The sequence below is a fragment of the Flavobacteriales bacterium genome (assembly GCA_016704485.1).
In the GTDB taxonomy this organism is placed as follows: domain Bacteria; phylum Bacteroidota; class Bacteroidia; order Flavobacteriales_F; family PHOS-HE28; genus PHOS-HE28.
Genome location: JADJAA010000003.1, coordinates 108,226 through 124,178, shown reverse-complemented (window position 1 = coordinate 124,178; position 15,953 = coordinate 108,226). Strand labels below are relative to the sequence as shown.

11 protein-coding genes are annotated in these 15,953 nt (G+C 49.4%); 5 read left to right on the top strand and 6 right to left on the bottom strand.

All coding sequences use genetic code 11. From position 1 onward, the window contains the following. Window positions 1–340: 340 nt before the first annotated feature. Window positions 341–1,138 carry a T9SS type A sorting domain-containing protein gene (locus IPF95_17535; protein MBK6476486.1) on the bottom strand — a complete coding sequence of 266 codons (798 nt, stop codon included), beginning with the start codon at window positions 1,136–1,138 and terminating at the stop codon, window positions 341–343. A gap of 168 nt (window positions 1,139–1,306) precedes the next feature. Beyond that, complete coding sequence (locus tag IPF95_17530; GenBank protein MBK6476485.1) at window positions 1,307–1,648, bottom strand: hypothetical protein; 342 nt, start codon at window positions 1,646–1,648, stop codon at window positions 1,307–1,309. Between the two features lie 219 nt (window positions 1,649–1,867). On the opposite strand from IPF95_17530, the gene IPF95_17525 reads away from it, so the two are divergent. Next, the gene (locus tag IPF95_17525) at window positions 1,868–4,831 is read left to right on the top strand and encodes a T9SS type A sorting domain-containing protein (protein ID MBK6476484.1); all 2,964 of its coding nucleotides are present in this window, start codon (window positions 1,868–1,870) and stop codon (window positions 4,829–4,831) included. Window positions 4,832–5,031: 200 nt separating this feature from the next. Here the strand turns inward: IPF95_17525 and IPF95_17520 are convergent, their stop codons facing one another. The 4 genes from IPF95_17520 to IPF95_17505 all read right to left on the bottom strand — a co-directional run bounded on the left by IPF95_17520 (window position 5,032) and on the right by IPF95_17505 (window position 8,789). Next, on the bottom strand, window positions 5,032–6,261 hold the full coding sequence (locus tag IPF95_17520; protein MBK6476483.1) for a hypothetical protein: 1,230 nt from the start codon (window positions 6,259–6,261) through the stop codon (window positions 5,032–5,034). Between the two features lie 143 nt (window positions 6,262–6,404). Further along, a complete protein-coding gene (locus tag IPF95_17515; protein MBK6476482.1) occupies window positions 6,405–7,283 on the bottom strand; it encodes a pirin family protein in 879 nt (292 codons plus the stop codon). A gap of 73 nt (window positions 7,284–7,356) precedes the next feature. Next, the gene (locus IPF95_17510; protein ID MBK6476481.1) at window positions 7,357–7,971 is read right to left on the bottom strand and encodes a Crp/Fnr family transcriptional regulator; all 615 of its coding nucleotides are present in this window, start codon (window positions 7,969–7,971) and stop codon (window positions 7,357–7,359) included. A 191-nt stretch (window positions 7,972–8,162) separates the two neighbouring features. Then, complete coding sequence (locus IPF95_17505) at window positions 8,163–8,789, bottom strand: hypothetical protein (protein MBK6476480.1); 627 nt, start codon at window positions 8,787–8,789, stop codon at window positions 8,163–8,165. A 182-nt stretch (window positions 8,790–8,971) separates the two neighbouring features. Here IPF95_17505 and IPF95_17500 point away from each other — a divergent pair, with 182 nt between their 5' ends. The 4 genes from IPF95_17500 to IPF95_17485 all read left to right on the top strand — a co-directional run bounded on the left by IPF95_17500 (window position 8,972) and on the right by IPF95_17485 (window position 15,949). Further along, window positions 8,972–10,753: a tetratricopeptide repeat protein gene (locus IPF95_17500; protein ID MBK6476479.1), complete on the top strand. Its 1,782-nt coding sequence runs from the start codon at window positions 8,972–8,974 to the stop codon at window positions 10,751–10,753. A 165-nt stretch (window positions 10,754–10,918) separates the two neighbouring features. After that, window positions 10,919–12,460, top strand: coding sequence for an aryl-sulfate sulfotransferase (locus IPF95_17495; GenBank protein ID MBK6476478.1), 1,542 nt, complete (start codon window positions 10,919–10,921; stop codon window positions 12,458–12,460). A 1-nt stretch (window position 12,461) separates the two neighbouring features. Beyond that, on the top strand, window positions 12,462–14,735 hold the full coding sequence (locus IPF95_17490) for a CotH kinase family protein (GenBank protein MBK6476477.1): 2,274 nt from the start codon (window positions 12,462–12,464) through the stop codon (window positions 14,733–14,735). Then, window positions 14,732–15,949, top strand: a complete 1,218-nt coding sequence (locus tag IPF95_17485) for a T9SS type A sorting domain-containing protein (GenBank protein ID MBK6476476.1) — start codon at window positions 14,732–14,734, stop codon at window positions 15,947–15,949. The genes IPF95_17490 and IPF95_17485 overlap by 4 nt, the downstream gene beginning before the upstream one ends. Window positions 15,950–15,953 lie beyond the last annotated feature (4 nt).

Genomic DNA, 15,953 nt, shown 5'->3' with positions numbered 1-15,953 from the left:
GGCTTAAGTACACCGTTATTAATTATTGAATTCCGTAGATCGATATAGGCGCCCTAGCTCGGAGCGGTACTAAGCATAAGCACCTCGGGTCGAGGCTTAAGGCCCTAATATGCATCATGTGCATCTAGACGAAGGGATACCCTGATCTTATCTGCCTAGAGAATGGCCAATGCAAGGTTTGATACTAAAGCGAATTTGCTTGACGAAGGATTTCTCTCGTCGGAATGATCAGCGTTCGGCGGGATTCATTTTCATGGATAATCTAACCGACTAGCAATACGCAGATCGTTGTGTCAACCGGCAAGACATACACGTCTATTTTGCTAATAAGGCGGAACTTTCACTGCTGTACGAAGCGCGTAACCGTTTGCAGTCCGTTGGTATCTGTAGCCCGAAGGAAGTAGGTGCCGGATCGTTCCGGTGCAGCCATGGTCCGCGTGTTGCCGTTGTATTGTGCAATGACCCTTCCGGTTGGGTCGAGGAATTCTAGGCTCATAAGTGCATAGGGGCTTTCTACACGGATCGATCCGCCGTTGCTAGGGTTCGGAAAGAGGCTTACCGGAGTGGGTGCTTCATACTGCTCTATGCTATTGGGGCCTTGGCAGATGGGTAATACGTGGTGGATCTGCAAACTTATTTCCGGGGACTCAAGATCAAATGACAGAAGGATCCAACCCATTTCATTTCCTCGGCGGTAAGCGATGTACATACTGTCGATCCGTGTCGGCCCGATGCCCGTGAATCCGCCCAGATCACCAAGAACAAGTTGATCGCCCATTAGCCAATCGAAGTTGCCCACACATGCCAGCACCTCACTGAAGCTATAGAACTTTGGTCGCAGTTGAAATCCTGTGGTAAGGTCGGTGCAGACTTCGATATCGTTATCAACGAAATGCAACATGGCCACGTGTGGTGCATCGATCTCAGGTGCACCTCGAAATAGTTGCGCGCGAACATCCCCGAAGTCGTCACAGTCCAATTCCACATCAGCAGAATCGGAAGTGAATTGCGTGGTGAGGTTCAGGTCAATGTTCGTAGTGTAAGCGATGCTTCCGGCGGGTATCTCACCGGCAGTAAGTTGCGCAAGCAACGGCGCACTGATCATAAGAAAGGCAACGGGGAGCATAACTGTTCTCATCTCTTTTCGGATTAGATCGGCGATACAGCACTATGACGCAGCAAGTAGAACAGGTGCTGCCTGAAGGTATGGAAAGGACAAGTCCTAGGAGACAGAAGTGACACCCACATATAGCTCCGCACGCACAGGACCAGCGTCTGTAACATCCAGAAAAAGGAAGCTGGAATTCTATTTCATTTTTACCATCGATAGCACTTCGATGGGGTTTGCTTCCTTGCATCGATTGACCATGCGTAATGGCAGGTAATCAAAGCGTACACGAAGCTCGTTGACCATGAATTCTTCTCCGAGATTTGTGGGGTCCAGCAAGTAGTCCACTTCCTTGATGCGAATGGTCCAAGCGCAACCTTCTTTGGTAATGGCCTGTTGTATTACACCGATCGTACGGTTCTTCTCATGGATCTCCGTTGGAGCAGTTTCCTTTTCTTTCTCTACTTCAAGGGGAGCTGAATTTTTCTGGGCGCAGCTCACAAAAATGAGTGAAGTAAGTATAGCCAGTATCGTTTTCATTTCGGCGTTCTTTATATGTGTTTTGCACTATGCAACCAGCGTGCCATAAGCATTGAATGGTATTCCTTTTGGCCAAAGGAATTGCTGTGCAATGTAGCCGAAAACCATGCGCGAAATTGATCGGTTGTAAGTGGTCAACATTTCGGGATCCATAGATTGATCCATTATTATTCCTCTAATTGGGATAGAGTTCTATAGATTCACGCAAAATAACCCTCAATGCGCTCAACCTTTACACTAGTTTCCATTGCTCTTCTAACTTTGATAAGCACCGGAATTCATGCCCAAGGATCAACAAATAATGCTTCTCCGAACGTTGCTGGTCCCGCAACCTACACCGGGGTGATAACCAAGTTGCGCGTTGAGGCACCACTCTCTGAGCGGTCTTCCTTGAACCCGGCAATACCATTGACCGAGGCTCCGAACGACGGTAGGGCATCCAAGAATCTTGTTGTTCCGGGTAAGGACAGGCAAACCGAGAACGATGTTCTGGCCACCGAACAACATCGTCTAAAAGGACGAATTCAGAGCAGAGCACCTTCCCTTGTTTTCGATGTGAACAACAATGTTTCACCGCCATCGGACCCTGATCTGGCAGTTGGCCTCAACCACGTATTTATCGTATACAATACGGGTTTCATTATCTATGACAAGGACGGAAATGCGCTTACCGCAGGGCTGAATGTGAACAACATCTTTTCCTCCGGAGGGTGTTGCGATCTCACTGTATCCTATGATGCGGCTGCGGACCGTTGGGTCATTACATACCTCTTCTTCAGCACCGGTGCCGAGGTGGCAGTTTCACAAGGACCTGACCCGGTCACTTCTGCATGGAATGTCTATTCGGTGAGTCAGATAAGCGACTATCAAAAGCTTTCGGTTTGGAGCGATGGCTATTACATAACGGACAATACCGGTTCCAACAATAAGGTTTGGGCACTGGAGCGTACGGCCATGCTTGCCGGGGCAGCAACGCCTGGTATCCAAAGCTTTAACCTTCCGGGTATGGTCACAAGCGGGTTCCAAAGTCCGCAGGTGCTGAACGTTACCGATGATGTTATGCCTGCTGCAGGAGGTGCAACTGCGATTTATTTACAAGATGATGCGTGGGGAGGTGTAAGCTTCGATCACATCAAGCTCTGGACGATCGATGTGGATTGGGCGACACCGGCCAACTCAACAGTTTCGGCGGCAACTCAATTGGCGGCCACACCTTTCATCTCTGTTTTCGATGGCGGTAGTTTCTCGAATTTGGCACAACCTGGTGGTGGTGGGAATATCGATGCGTTACAAGCAACGATCATGAACCAAGCTCAATTCCGCAAATTCTCTGGTCATAATTCAGCCCTCTTCAATTTTGTTGTTGATGCTGATGCAACAACAGGTGAACTGGCCGCCGTTCGTTGGTATGAGCTGCGCCAACCTGCTGATAATGCACCATGGGCAATTGAGCAGGAAGGAACGTATACCGCTGAGAATGGAAAACATGCATGGTGCGCAAGCCTCGCGATGGACCAATACGGCAACATCGGCATGGGGTATACGAGCATGGCGGGTCCTACCACGCCATCTCCGACCAACTACCGTGTGAGTTCATATTATACCGGTCGCTTCGCGAATGATCCGTCTGGAACCATGACCGTTGCTGAAGAATTGATCTCAGCAGGAACGGGCAACATCAGCGGTAACCGTTTTGGTGACTATGGCAAGATCGATGTCGATCCCGTGAACAATAAGGAGTTCTGGTACACTACCGAATACATTCATAATGGTAGTGGCGCTGATGTGGTCGGTGTATTCCAGATCGCTTCGAACTTCACCGATGATGTTGGCGTGGTCACCATCGATACCCCAACGGACGGTGCGTTGACGAACGCAGAACAAGTGACCGTGACGGTGTTCAATTACGGCCAATCGTCCGCTACGGGTTTCGATATCTCCTATCAGATGGATGGAGGCGCGGTAGTAACTGAACCGTTTGTTGGTACGCTTGCATCTTCCGTATCTGCGCAGCACACATTCGCTACAACAGCAGATCTTTCGATCGTTGGGCAGACGTATGCTTTGCGATCATACACCACGTATGCTGCGGACCAATTCAACGGGAATGATACGACCAGTCAGAACGTAACACATCTATTAGGCGCTGATTGCGGGGTAACAGCGATCACAAGCCCATCAACGGGATCCGGCTTAACGGCCACAGAGGACATTACCGTGGAGATCACGAACTTCGGTAGCGCTACGCAAACTTCGGTTCCGGTCTATTATACTGTAAATGCAGGAACTCCTGTGCAAGAGACCTATGCCGGGTCCATAGCCTCCGGGGCATCTGCCACATACACCTTTACTGCCACAGTAGATCTCTCTGCACTCGGTTCGTATAGTATTGTTGCAGGAACAGAGATCGTTGGTGATGGAGATACGAGCAATGACGACTTCACGAAGGTTGTGGAGAATAACATCTGCCAACCTACTTCGGATTGTGCAGGATTCAATGATGGTGTGACGCAACTCCAACTCGCCGATCAGGATCTCGAACCTACTTGTGGAACTGCGCCTCCGGGATACAGCTACGAGCCCAACATCGTCTTCAACTTTGTTATGGCGAACAACCCGTTCGTGTCTTCGTTGGAAGTGGGATATGACGATTCTGATTTCGCGATCTGGATCGACTTCAACGATAACTACCAATTTGAGACCAGTGAACGGATAGCCACTGGCTCTGTTGCCAATGCAGATACCAATTTCCCATTCACGGTGAATTTTGCAACCGTTGCAGGCGTAACACAAGGCATGCACCTCATGCGCGTTCGTGGTACGGATGGCAACAATGTGTCAATCGCTTGTGATGACATGACCTATGGCCGCACGAACGATTACACTGCGAACGTTACAGGCATAGTTGGTGTAGGTTCCGATCTTGCCAATGATGCGAACTTGTCCATTCAGCAAATGGATGGTGGCCGCTTTATGCTTACTTACACAACTGCGGCATCGAACGAGAAACTGCCGGTCTCCATTTATGATACGAAGGGCAAACTGTTGGCGTATTACTCGTTGGCGAACAACGCTGGTGTGTATTCCAAAATGCTGGACATGTCCTACGTGAGCGCAGGAGTGTACATGGTAAAAGTTGGAAGCGGTTCGCTGAATGTGGTGAAGCGGATCGTTGTAGAATAGACGAGCAGAGATCTAGATCTGATCAAGATCAGTACGGCGAGACCCTCAGGTTTCGCCGTACTGGTATTGGATCCTTCTCCGGTTATCCGAACGAACCAGCTCGCTGCAACTTATTGTGCTTTCGATATTCGTGCGGTGCAAAGAGCACCTTCACCCTGATTCAATTCTTCGCATAGCGCTGATCGGATCATGTTCACTGATCATCGAACGATCACGATCCGCCCTAGGATATGGGAATCACCGTCCTCCAAAGGTTGGCCCTGAATCACATAAGAACCTTCTTTCAGGTCTGCTAATTGTATATTGATATCACTAGAGATACACTGAATTCGCTGCACCACGCGACCCGATGCGTCGATCACATAGAGCGATGTTCCCACTGGTGCTTGTGTTACGTGTAACATGTCTCCAGTGCAGGTTATTTGTGGAGCACTGGTATTGTTCTGGCTGTCGTTCGTTGAAACGGTTGTGTTGCATTCACAGGTGCTGAAGTGCTCGAGGAACATAAGTTCCCCGCTGGTCACGCTAGCATTGTAAACGTAGGAGCCGTCATCCAGCGATGCTCCGATAATGATTCCGCCTGCCCCTGCCCAATAGAACACGTTGTTGCCTTGGTCAACACATGAGCCACCCCAATAAGGTTTCCAGAAGCCGCTGGGTGTGCCGCTCTCCGAAATGTGAGAGACCACAGGGTCGAACGCTTGGCAGACGCCCAAGTATTTCAATTGCGCATTATGGTCAATGGAGGTGCCGTAGAGAAGTGGCCCTTCAGAGGATCGGCAACCAAGCGCCCAATGCCCGAATGACTCACCAGGAATACCTACCATACTATCCGCACTAAGTACTTCGCCAGAGTGTACATCCAGGCAGGCCAACCCATAACTCCCATCGCCGATGAGGTCGGCTGAGATGATATAGACGCCAGTTGAAGGGTCGTACTCAGCACTTGGAGCTGTTGGTACCCACTGCAGAAGTGGTAACGGAAGTATCGATGTTACGTTGTTCGACAATGGATCGTAGCTCACAATTGAAACGCCGATGATAACGCCATTCGCGTATTCCTTCAGGACGCCATAGAACATTCCATCACATGGGTCCACAACCACTTGAACGAAAACAGAGCTGGGTGGCAGTGGAAGTGTTGTCGTGGTCATTGGCAGCATGCCGTTCGCATCGAAACCGAAGATCTGGATCCCGTTACACAAATAGAATTGTTCAGCGGTAACATTAACACACGAGCTGTAGGTATCTCCCACAGTAACAATGGGTGCCAATTCAATATCATCAATAACTCCAGTGCCGATGCCTATCGAACTGAACCAGAAAACCCCCGGTGAGGGGTTTCGGATGAAAAAGAGTTTGTCCGTTAGCTGCGCAAACATTATCGGAGTAATTACCAACGCGGCGATCAGCGTGAAGTAAGTGCGCATCAAAGTGGAAGTGCCTCTCGGTTAATGTTTAGACGGATCAAAACCAAAAAGGGTTGCTTTGGTGGACGAGCTTTTCATACGCTCACCACCATGGTCGGTCCCAAAGCTGAACATAACTAAAGGAGGCATTGGAAGGCAGCTATTCAATCCTCCAAATAGCCGAACTTGCCTTGGTTAAAGTCGTGCATGGCTTGCCTGATCTCGTCTTGCGTGTTCATCACGAACGGGCCATGTGCAGCAATGGGTTCATTGATCGGCTCCCCGCTAAGCACAAGTACTACTGCTGGTCCGGTTGCTTCAATGGTGATGGTTCCTGCTTCATTCGCAAGCAGTACAAAATGATCGGTTGGCACGTTTTCGGTGCCATTCACCCGGATTGCGCCTTCCACCACTAAAAGCGATGTGTTGTAATTCGACGGGAACTCAAAGTCCGCCGTTCCACCTGCGCTCAAGCGTGCATTATACATGTGCACTGGGGTGAACGTTGTCGCTGGTCCTTGGGTACCGTTGTAATTACCCGCGATCACTTCGATCGCTCCACTGCCGTCCGGTAGTTGATGTTGTGCCATTTTTTCGTGTGCGATCGCTTGGTACTTCGGCGTGGACATTTTGTCCTTGCTCGGTAGGTTCACCCAGAGCTGCACCATCTGGAAAATGCCACCATGTTTGCTGAATTCCTCTTCATGATACTCTTTATGCAGCACACCGGAAGCGGCCGTCATCCATTGTACATCGCCTTCACTGATCACGCCTCCGCCTCCGCTGCTGTCGTGGTGCGCAACTTTTCCTTTGTAGGCGATCGTAACGGTTTCGAACCCACGATGCGGATGCACACCAACGCCGCGAGGACTGTTAGCAGCAGGTACTTGCCACTTCGAGTTGTAATCCAACATGATGAACGGGCTCATGCGTTCCATGGAAACTGACGCTCCGTGTGGAATGAAGTTGTGAACGCGGAAACCGTCGCCAACAAAATGAGGTTGGCCGGGTGCGATCACTCTTTCAATAGGTCTGTAGGTCATTGTAGTTGAGTTTTTGAACGCCACAAAGGTCCAACCACATGCTGGTCCTGTGCATTGACCTATGATAAGAAGTTCACCGTGTGCTGAAATTGCGTTCAGCCAGATCTCGGCGAACACGGCTCAGCGATTCCGGGGTGATCCCCAAGTAGCTCGCGATCATCCACTGCGGAACGCGCAAAAGCAGATCGGGGTACATGCTGACGAATTTCTGGTAACGCTCATCGGCCCGAGCACCAAGCAACAGCGCTATGCGATCCTGCATGTGGCGAATGTGATTATGGAGAAGAGTGGTGTTGAATTTTCGGAACGTTTCGCTGATCGTTGCTAGGGCATCAAAATAATCCTGGCCTACCATCACTGCATCCGTATCTTCAATGGCATCGATCCGGAGATGCGAAGGTTCTTGGAAATACATGCTGCTTCGGTCCGATGCGAACCAGCCTTCCGGAGCGAATTGAACGATATGCTCATCACCATTCTTGTCCAACGTTGCCACTCTTAACAAACCGCGTGTAACGTGGAATGCATGAGCGCAAACAGAACCGATCTCAAGAACTACCGCTCCTTTATTGAAGTGCACGGGACGTAAGAAGTGTGCGATGAGGTTGAATTCATCCTCGCTAATTCCTGAAGCATCGCGGATGTAGGACTTGAATAGCGCGAAGGCTGCGTGGTCGTTTGCGGGCATGAGCATAGTGCCTGCAATTTATGGCGAGGAACTGGATCGCGATCGGTCGGTATCATGACTCCGACGAGATCACCATATAGCAATCGCCACTACGAATGGTCGGGGTTTCAACCGACACCTGAGGGCTACGGGCTATAAGGACCGGATAGTGGAATACTTCTTATCCAGATGACGCCGCCATGATCGAAGGCCTATTTCGTCTTCAAATAGTTCTCCATTGGTCCACAAACAGAAGGACAAGGGTCGCCACAGACTTTGGTATTATCGGGCGCGGTTCCAGCGATCACCACTTTATCGTCAATGATTGAAATGGTCACTAGTCGAAAACCGGTGTCCTTGCCTACAGCTTCCTCCGTTATTTGAATTCCGTCGCACGCCATGGCGAGAAGCGCCTCAATATCTGGTTTTTCCATGCTTGCGGTGGAACAGGTCTTGCCGGATGCGGTCAACCGGATGCAAGCTGCGGATGCCTTGGATGCTGTCAGATTCTTTGCTACGATCTTTCCACTTTCCAGTTTATCGTACATGCGATAAGCCTTGCCACCATTGAGTTCTTTTCCATCTTTATCAATGCCGATGGCAATCACGGTGTACGAAGTTGCATCACTTGTAGCCAAGGCGTTGTAGAAACGAATTGCTGTGCACAAGGGGTTTTTCAGTAGGTCCTGAAGTACGGCTTTATCGAAAAGCGCAGTCGGGGTGTCCACAAGTGGTTGTGCAACGTCTTCAGTGACCTCGACCGAATTGTTTTCAAGTGGTGCGCAATAACTAGGCTGTGAGCTTAGTAAAAGCAGACATGCAAGAGGGAGAGCTAGCATTTAATTTGGGTTTTAGGTTGGTAATATACGGAATTCTGGATCTTATCAGATCGGAGCATAGTATCTTTCGCATTATGAATTACGCACATCGGCTCGTTCTGTCGTTGTCATTCTCTGCGTCCGTTAGAACATTTTTCTTGATCCTTGCGTGTTGCAGTTATCTGTTCTCTATGGGGCAGAAAATGCCACGTCCTTTTGATGTCATCTTGGATCAAGTGTTCGAAGCGCGTTCTGATGATCGGATCAATGACGCATTGGTGCTGATCGATTCGGCTCGGGTTATGGCCACGACGCATGGAGACAAGGGAGATCTAAGTCGCGTAATGATCCAGGATGCGTTCATCAAGCATATGCTTGGGGAATACAACACTGCGCTTTCAATACTCTTTGCAGCCGAGGACATTCGTAAGGAACAAGGTGATCAACAAGGTCTCGCTGAAGTGTATAACAATATTGGTGCGGTCTATCAACTTCAGAAGAGCTATAACAAAGCGGAAGAGTATTACCGAAGAAGTGTTGAAGTTTACGCGAAATTGCAGGATCAACAGATGTTAGCTAGATCCTATAACAATTTCGGCGCTCTATATAGTGATATGAATGAACCTGAAAAGGCACTCATTCAGCACCGGCGTTCATTGGCGATCTGGACAAGTCTGAATTCGGATGTATGGATGGGAGTGAGTTATATGCACATGGGTAATTGCATGGAGCAGATGGACCAATTGGACTCAGCTCGTTTTTATTTTCAGAAAAGTTTGAAGGCGATCAAGGGACAATCGAGCAAATACATGGAGGGCATAGTGTCGATCGACCTTGGGAATAATTCTCGAATGACAGGGCGGTACAAGGAAGCCTTACAGTGGTGTAAGGATGCATTGGATATCGCTGATGAGATGGACGTGGTCCCCATGCAACAAGGAGCTTGTGAATGTCTGTATCAGGTCCAAGAATCCTTGGGCAATGGGAACATGGCTCTGTCCTATTATAAGCGATACATTCTACTTCGTGATTCCATATTCGGGCAGGAGAATGTCAAGGAAATGACGCGGATCGAATTGACACATGCTTTTGCACAGGAACATTTAGCTGATAGTTTAGCCCAAGTGCAACGATTGGTCGAACTTGAACTTAGGCGACAGGAAGAAGTGGCGAAGGAGCGCGAACACCGGAATATTGCTTTTTTCGTTGGTATAGGTGTCTTTGCATTGGCCATCGGATTGTGGAGCCGATTACGCTATATCAATAGATCGCGGAGAGCCATACAATTGGAACGGGACCGATCCGATGACCTGTTGCTCAATATCCTACCTGAAGCGGTTGCCCAGGAACTGAAGGATAATGGTGTTGCCGATGCAAAGCTCATGGAGCAGGTCAGTGTGATCTTCACGGATTTTGCAGGGTTTACTCAATATGCGGAACGATTGAGCCCAAAGGCAATGGTCAAGGACATTCACGAATGTTTCAGTGCGTTCGATCACATCATGGAAAAGCACGGTGTTGAAAAGATCAAGACCATAGGTGATGCGTACATGGCCGCCGGCGGTTTACCCACCTCTAATGTTACTCATGCTAAAGATGTGGTCGAAGCAGCGTTTGAGATCAGGGATTTCATTGCTGAAGGGAAGGCGCGAAAGATCGAAGCGGGTCTACCCTATTTCGAGATCAGGATCGGTATCCACAGCGGGCCGGTGGTTGCGGGGATCGTGGGCGTAAGGAAATTCGCGTATGACATTTGGGGCGATACCGTGAATACAGCGAACCGTATGGAGTCAGCCGGTTCGGTCGGCTGCGTTAATATCAGTGGAACCACGTACGAATTGTTGAAGGATAAGCCGGATCTACGGTTTACTTCACGTGGAAGAATTGAAGCGAAAGGCAAAGGAGAAATGGAGATGTATTTCGTGGATAGTATTACCACCGATCGCTATAGGGCAGCGAGGTATGACGAACTTCGGACCCGTTGAGGGATTCTTCCAGTGAAGGTCGTCCAAGAAACCTGCTATGACCTTTAAGAGCGAATTACATTGCCGACCCTTAAAAGCACTTGGCCAATTACGTTGCACCCTTAAACCTATGTTCATAAGCGTTGTCTGAACGTTAATGATCCAGCCCACATCCGTAGATAGACAATGAAGAAAACACGTTACTCGATTTTCGGTGATAAGCACTCAATCCTGTCGCGAGCTGCTTTGTTCTTCATCGGCTCCTTAGCAATGTTCGCAACCCAAGCGCAATTCGACGGGTATGCACTGTATAACAACCAGAACGCGAGCACGGCCTATTTGATCGATGCGAGCGGTGCCATTGCGCATAGTTGGTCGTTGCCTTCGAATGCGAACTATGCGATGGCGATCAAGCCGAACGGGAATTTGGTGAGAGGAGCTGTGAACGTTGGAAATCAGTTGAATGGCGCGGCCGTGGGAGGTAAGGTCCAAGAGTTCACGCCAGCTGGTGCGCTCGTTTGGGAATTCGTTTATTCCACTTCGAGCTATGTTTCGCACCACGATATTTGCTTGATGCCCAATGGCAATGTATTGCTAACGGCTTGGTTCGTTCAGACCAATGCGCAACTACAAGCACTCGGTTATACTGGCACCTCAGCGAAATGGCCTACCCGTATCATTGAGGTACAGCAAAATGGCAGTGGAGGTGAAGTGGTGTGGGAATGGAACATGCTTGATCGTTTCATCCAATACGTTGATGCGAGCAAACCGAACTACATGCCTATTGCGGAGCATCCGGAACGCATGAACATTAACGTAGCGATACAAGGTGGCGGCGGCCCAGGTGGTGGTGGTGATTGGTTCCATTCGAACGGTATCGATTACAATGAGGGGTTGGATCAGATCGCATTCAGTTCCCGTTATGCGAGTGAGATCTTCGTTATTGATCATAGCACCACAACCGCGGAAGCAGCAGGTCATTCCGCTGGGAATGCAGGAAAGGGCGGCGACTTCCTATTCCGATGGGGAAAACCAGCGAACTATGGCACTATGGGCACACAGACCATTGCAGGAGCGGTGCATGATGTACGATGGATCAAGGACGGTCGTCCCAATGCTGGGTATCTGCAATTCGTGAACAACGTAGGGGGACCAAGTGGGAACACGGTAATTGATGCCATCGACCCACCATTGAACGGTTACAACTATGACCGCACTCCAAATACGGCCTTTGGGCCAACGGTTTACGATTGGAGGCATGTGTGTCTTGCTAATTCATCGGGGCAAAGCGCATCGGACCGAATGCCGAACGGGAATATTTTCGTCGCACTATCGGATGAATACATGTATGAGGTTGACGAAAGCGGTACCATCGTTTGGCAATACAATGCTAGCCCGCCAAAAGCCTTCCGGTATTTGTGTGCTGATCCTGGTATCATAGCCATTTTGGGTACGAATGTCTGCACCCTTACTACGGAAGTGAATGAGATCGGATCCGAAATCCTTGAGGTGTATCCGAATCCATCCAATGGTGCTTTTTTACTGAGTGGAGTTGATGCTTCACAAGTCGCTTCGATCGCGGTTGTTGATGGCATAGGTCGTTCGGTACGCTCAGTCCGGAACACACTTCTAGTTGATCTCAGCGATCAAGCGGAAGGGATCTACCACATGCAAGTGACGCTGGGTTCTGGCCAACGGATCATGGAACGCATCGTAGTTCAGCGCTAACGTGATACGGCACATTGCCATAGCCTTGGCACTATTCGGTTCGTATTGTACCGGTGGGGTTCTTCACGCGCAAACAGGACTATATGATCTTGGTTCCGTGCGAGAGGTACGTCTGTATTTCGCCGAACCGGATTGGAACGATCTCTTGGATACGCTGTACCTGGCCGGTGATGAACGACTACAGGGTGATCTCATCATTGATGGAACCTCGATACCCGATGTCGGTGTGCGTTACAAAGGGTTCAGCTCCTACAGTTCCTCGCGTGAGAAGAACCCATTCAATATTAAACTGGACCATGTCCATGCGGGGCAGAACTACCAAGGCTATGAAAAGCTGAAGCTGAGCAATGTGATCCAGGATCCGTCCTTCTTGCGTGAGGTGCTTTCTTATGAGATCGTACGGAAGTACATGCCCGCATCTCAGGCCAATTATGCCAATGTGTACGTTAACGATATCCTGATCGGCCTGTACGCGAACGTTGAGGATGTGAGCAAGGAGTTCGTGGATTCTCATTTTGGATCCCGTGGTAATCCGTTCGTGAAGGGGAATCCGACTACCGTTGATCTCAATGGTGAAAATTCGAATCTGAGCAATTCTCCGGGCACCGACATAGCCGATTATTATGACCTCTATTCGTTGGAGTCCGATGAAGGGTGGGATGAGTTGTACACGTTGATCGATGTGCTGAATAATGATCCGGAGAACGTGGAGGAGATCCTGAATGTGGATCGCACGCTTTGGATGCACGCGTTCAATTATGCGTTGATCAATTTTGATAGTTACGTTGGATATGCGCAGAACTACTACCTGTACATGGATGATAACGCGCGTTGGAATCCGATACTCTGGGACATGAACATGTCGTTCGCAAGTTTTCGATTGACCGATGCCTCGACCCATTGGAATGGATTCAGCATTGCCCAGGCCATAACGATCGATCCGTTGGAGCACCTCAATAGCGTATCGGTCCAACCAAGACCGCTGATGCGGAATTTGTTCCAGAACCCGACTTACCAGAGAATGTACCTGGCGCATATGCGTACCATCGTGGATGAGAATTTCGCGGATCACAGTTATTACAGCAGGGCTGAGGGTCTACGGGACATAATTGCCCCTTACGTTCTGGCCGATACCAATAAATTCTATAGCTACCAGGCGTTCCTTGATAACTTGGATGAGACTTTCGTTGACCTGATCGATTACCCCGGGATCGCTGAATTGATCGATCAACGCACGGTCTATCTGTATGACTATCCGGGATTCACGAACCAACCGGTAGTCAGTGACGTTGCACATTTTCCGGTGGAGATCGCAGTTGGAGAGGAGGTCGCCATTACCGCTACCATCGTTGGTTCGGACAGTGCCTTTCTTGCTTATCGGACTTCCGAGAACGGACTGTTCGAGCACATTGAACTGAAGGATGACGGATTGAACGCCGATGGTTCAGCGGGTGATGGTGTTTTCGGAACACTGTTAACTGCAAGTTCCAGTTTGATCCAGTTCTACATCTATGCAGAGAATGCAACAGCTGGCGTTTTTGAGCCTGTGCGGGCGGCAAATGAATTCCATTCGATATTCACACAGATCAACCCAGGAGATCTGGTGATCAATGAATTCATGGCGCTCAATGGCGGGACTGTAGTTGACGAGAATGGAGATCCTGATGATTGGATCGAACTATACAATAGAAGCACATTCGCATTGTCCACTGCAGGGCTGTACGTCAGTGATGACGCATCGGATCCGACGAAATGGGCAATGCCAACACGCGTAGTTCAGCCGAATGAATACCTGATCATCTGGGCCGATGGTCAACCGGATCAAGGAGATGATCATGCCGATTTCAAGTTGGAAGCGACAGGAGAGACGGTGATGTTGTCCTATGCGGATTCGACCGTCATCGACCAGGTCAACTTTGGTAACCAGTATGAAATATCCTCAACAGGGCGGTTCCCTAATGGTTCAGGGGTGTTTCGCGAGCTTTATCCAACGTTCAACGCATGGAACTCACAAGAAGGGATCGATGATCTCGATCGCTTTCTTCGGCTATTCCCGAATCCCACCAATGGTGACATTACATTGATATTGGATGAGGATGATCCCTATGAAATGGTGATCTTTTCTCCTGATGGAAAACGGATCACACCGGACTTTGCACTGATCGGTGATCATGCGGTTCGCATCGGAACGCTTGGTCTAACACCCGGTGCTTATGTCCTTGAAGTACGCACATCGAATAGAACCTCACATCAAACCTTTATCTTGTCAGAATGAAGAGCGCTATCTCCTTACTAACACTATGTCTTTGTGCGTCACTAACCGCGCAAACAATTACGAACTACAACACGATTACGGGTCTGCCATCGAATGATCTACGCGATGTCGCGATCGATATTTCAGGGAATGTCTGGTTGGCCAGTCAAGCTGGTGTTATCAAATTCGATGGTATTATCGCCGAGAACCATACACCGATAACGCATCCTGGTCTGGTCAGTAGCAATGTGATGGCGATCGCGGTCATGGACAATGGTGATGTTTGGGCAGGAACCGACAATGGTGTGAGTGTATTTGACGGGATTGCCTACACCACGTATTCCACAGCCGATGGACTGAGCGATAACCAGGTCACCAATATCAAGCAGGCTCCGAACGGTGATGTGTGGTTGGCAACGATCAATGGGGCTACACTTTACAGCAATGGTGTTTTTACAGCATTCGGTAGTCCTGATATTCCGTTCGGTGGAACAACATACATCGCATTCGCTGATGATGGTGACGTCTGGTTAGGAACAGGACTTGCAGGCATTAAGGTCTATGATGGTAGCTCCTTCACATCGATCGTTGAAGCGGATGGATTGATCAATAATAAGATACGGTCCATTGCGATCGATGGCGCACAGAACAAGTGGGTGGCAACGGCAAAGGGTATCTCAACATTCGATGCCAATGACCAACATACCGGAAACCATACGCGCCCGTTCATCCTACCCGCACCTGATACGTTGAATCCTGTTACGGATGTGGTTCTGGATCCACAAGGTCTTGTCTGGGCAGGTGTGTACGTGGATTACCTCGTGACCGAAGGTGGCGTTTCCATGTACGACGGGAACAACTGGGTACAATTTGAACTTTCCAATGGGTTGGTAGGCCCCAATGTGCGTCGGCTTGCAGTGGATGCTAATGATGCCGTTTGGGTTACGACAAGTTCGGGTTTGAGCAAGATCACCGGAGTACAGATCGGCATAGACGAAGATCATTCTAGTTTCGAATTCGCACTCTATCCGAACCCTGCGAACACCGAGTTGAATATCGTATTGACCTCATCGTTTCAGGATCAAGCCCAGTACCAATTATTTGACGCGCAATTGCGACTGGTTGGTAGCGGATCCGCTCGGAACGGTAAGGTTTTGATCGATGTATCCGGTTTCGATCCCGGCATGTATATCGCAAAGGTGGGCAGTGCGACCCGAAAGTTCGTGTTGCAGTAAAAGC

What these genes read in the sequence shown, in the direction of transcription:
- IPF95_17535 (MBK6476486.1), bottom strand. Translation starts at nt 1,138, where the DNA reads ATGAGAACAGTTATGCTCCCCGTTGCCTTTCTTATGATCAGTGCGCCG.
- IPF95_17530 (MBK6476485.1), bottom strand. Translation starts at nt 1,648, where the DNA reads ATGAAAACGATACTGGCTATACTTACTTCACTCATTTTTGTGAGCTGC.
- IPF95_17525 (MBK6476484.1), top strand. Translation starts at nt 1,868, where the DNA reads ATGCGCTCAACCTTTACACTAGTTTCCATTGCTCTTCTAACTTTGATA.
- IPF95_17520 (MBK6476483.1), bottom strand. Translation starts at nt 6,261, where the DNA reads ATGCGCACTTACTTCACGCTGATCGCCGCGTTGGTAATTACTCCGATA.
- IPF95_17515 (MBK6476482.1), bottom strand. Translation starts at nt 7,283, where the DNA reads ATGACCTACAGACCTATTGAAAGAGTGATCGCACCCGGCCAACCTCAT.
- IPF95_17510 (MBK6476481.1), bottom strand. Translation starts at nt 7,971, where the DNA reads ATGCCCGCAAACGACCACGCAGCCTTCGCGCTATTCAAGTCCTACATC.
- IPF95_17505 (MBK6476480.1), bottom strand. Translation starts at nt 8,789, where the DNA reads ATGCTAGCTCTCCCTCTTGCATGTCTGCTTTTACTAAGCTCACAGCCT.
- IPF95_17500 (MBK6476479.1), top strand. Translation starts at nt 8,972, where the DNA reads ATGCCACGTCCTTTTGATGTCATCTTGGATCAAGTGTTCGAAGCGCGT.
- IPF95_17495 (MBK6476478.1), top strand. Translation starts at nt 10,919, where the DNA reads ATGAAGAAAACACGTTACTCGATTTTCGGTGATAAGCACTCAATCCTG.
- IPF95_17485 (MBK6476476.1), top strand. Translation starts at nt 14,732, where the DNA reads ATGAAGAGCGCTATCTCCTTACTAACACTATGTCTTTGTGCGTCACTA.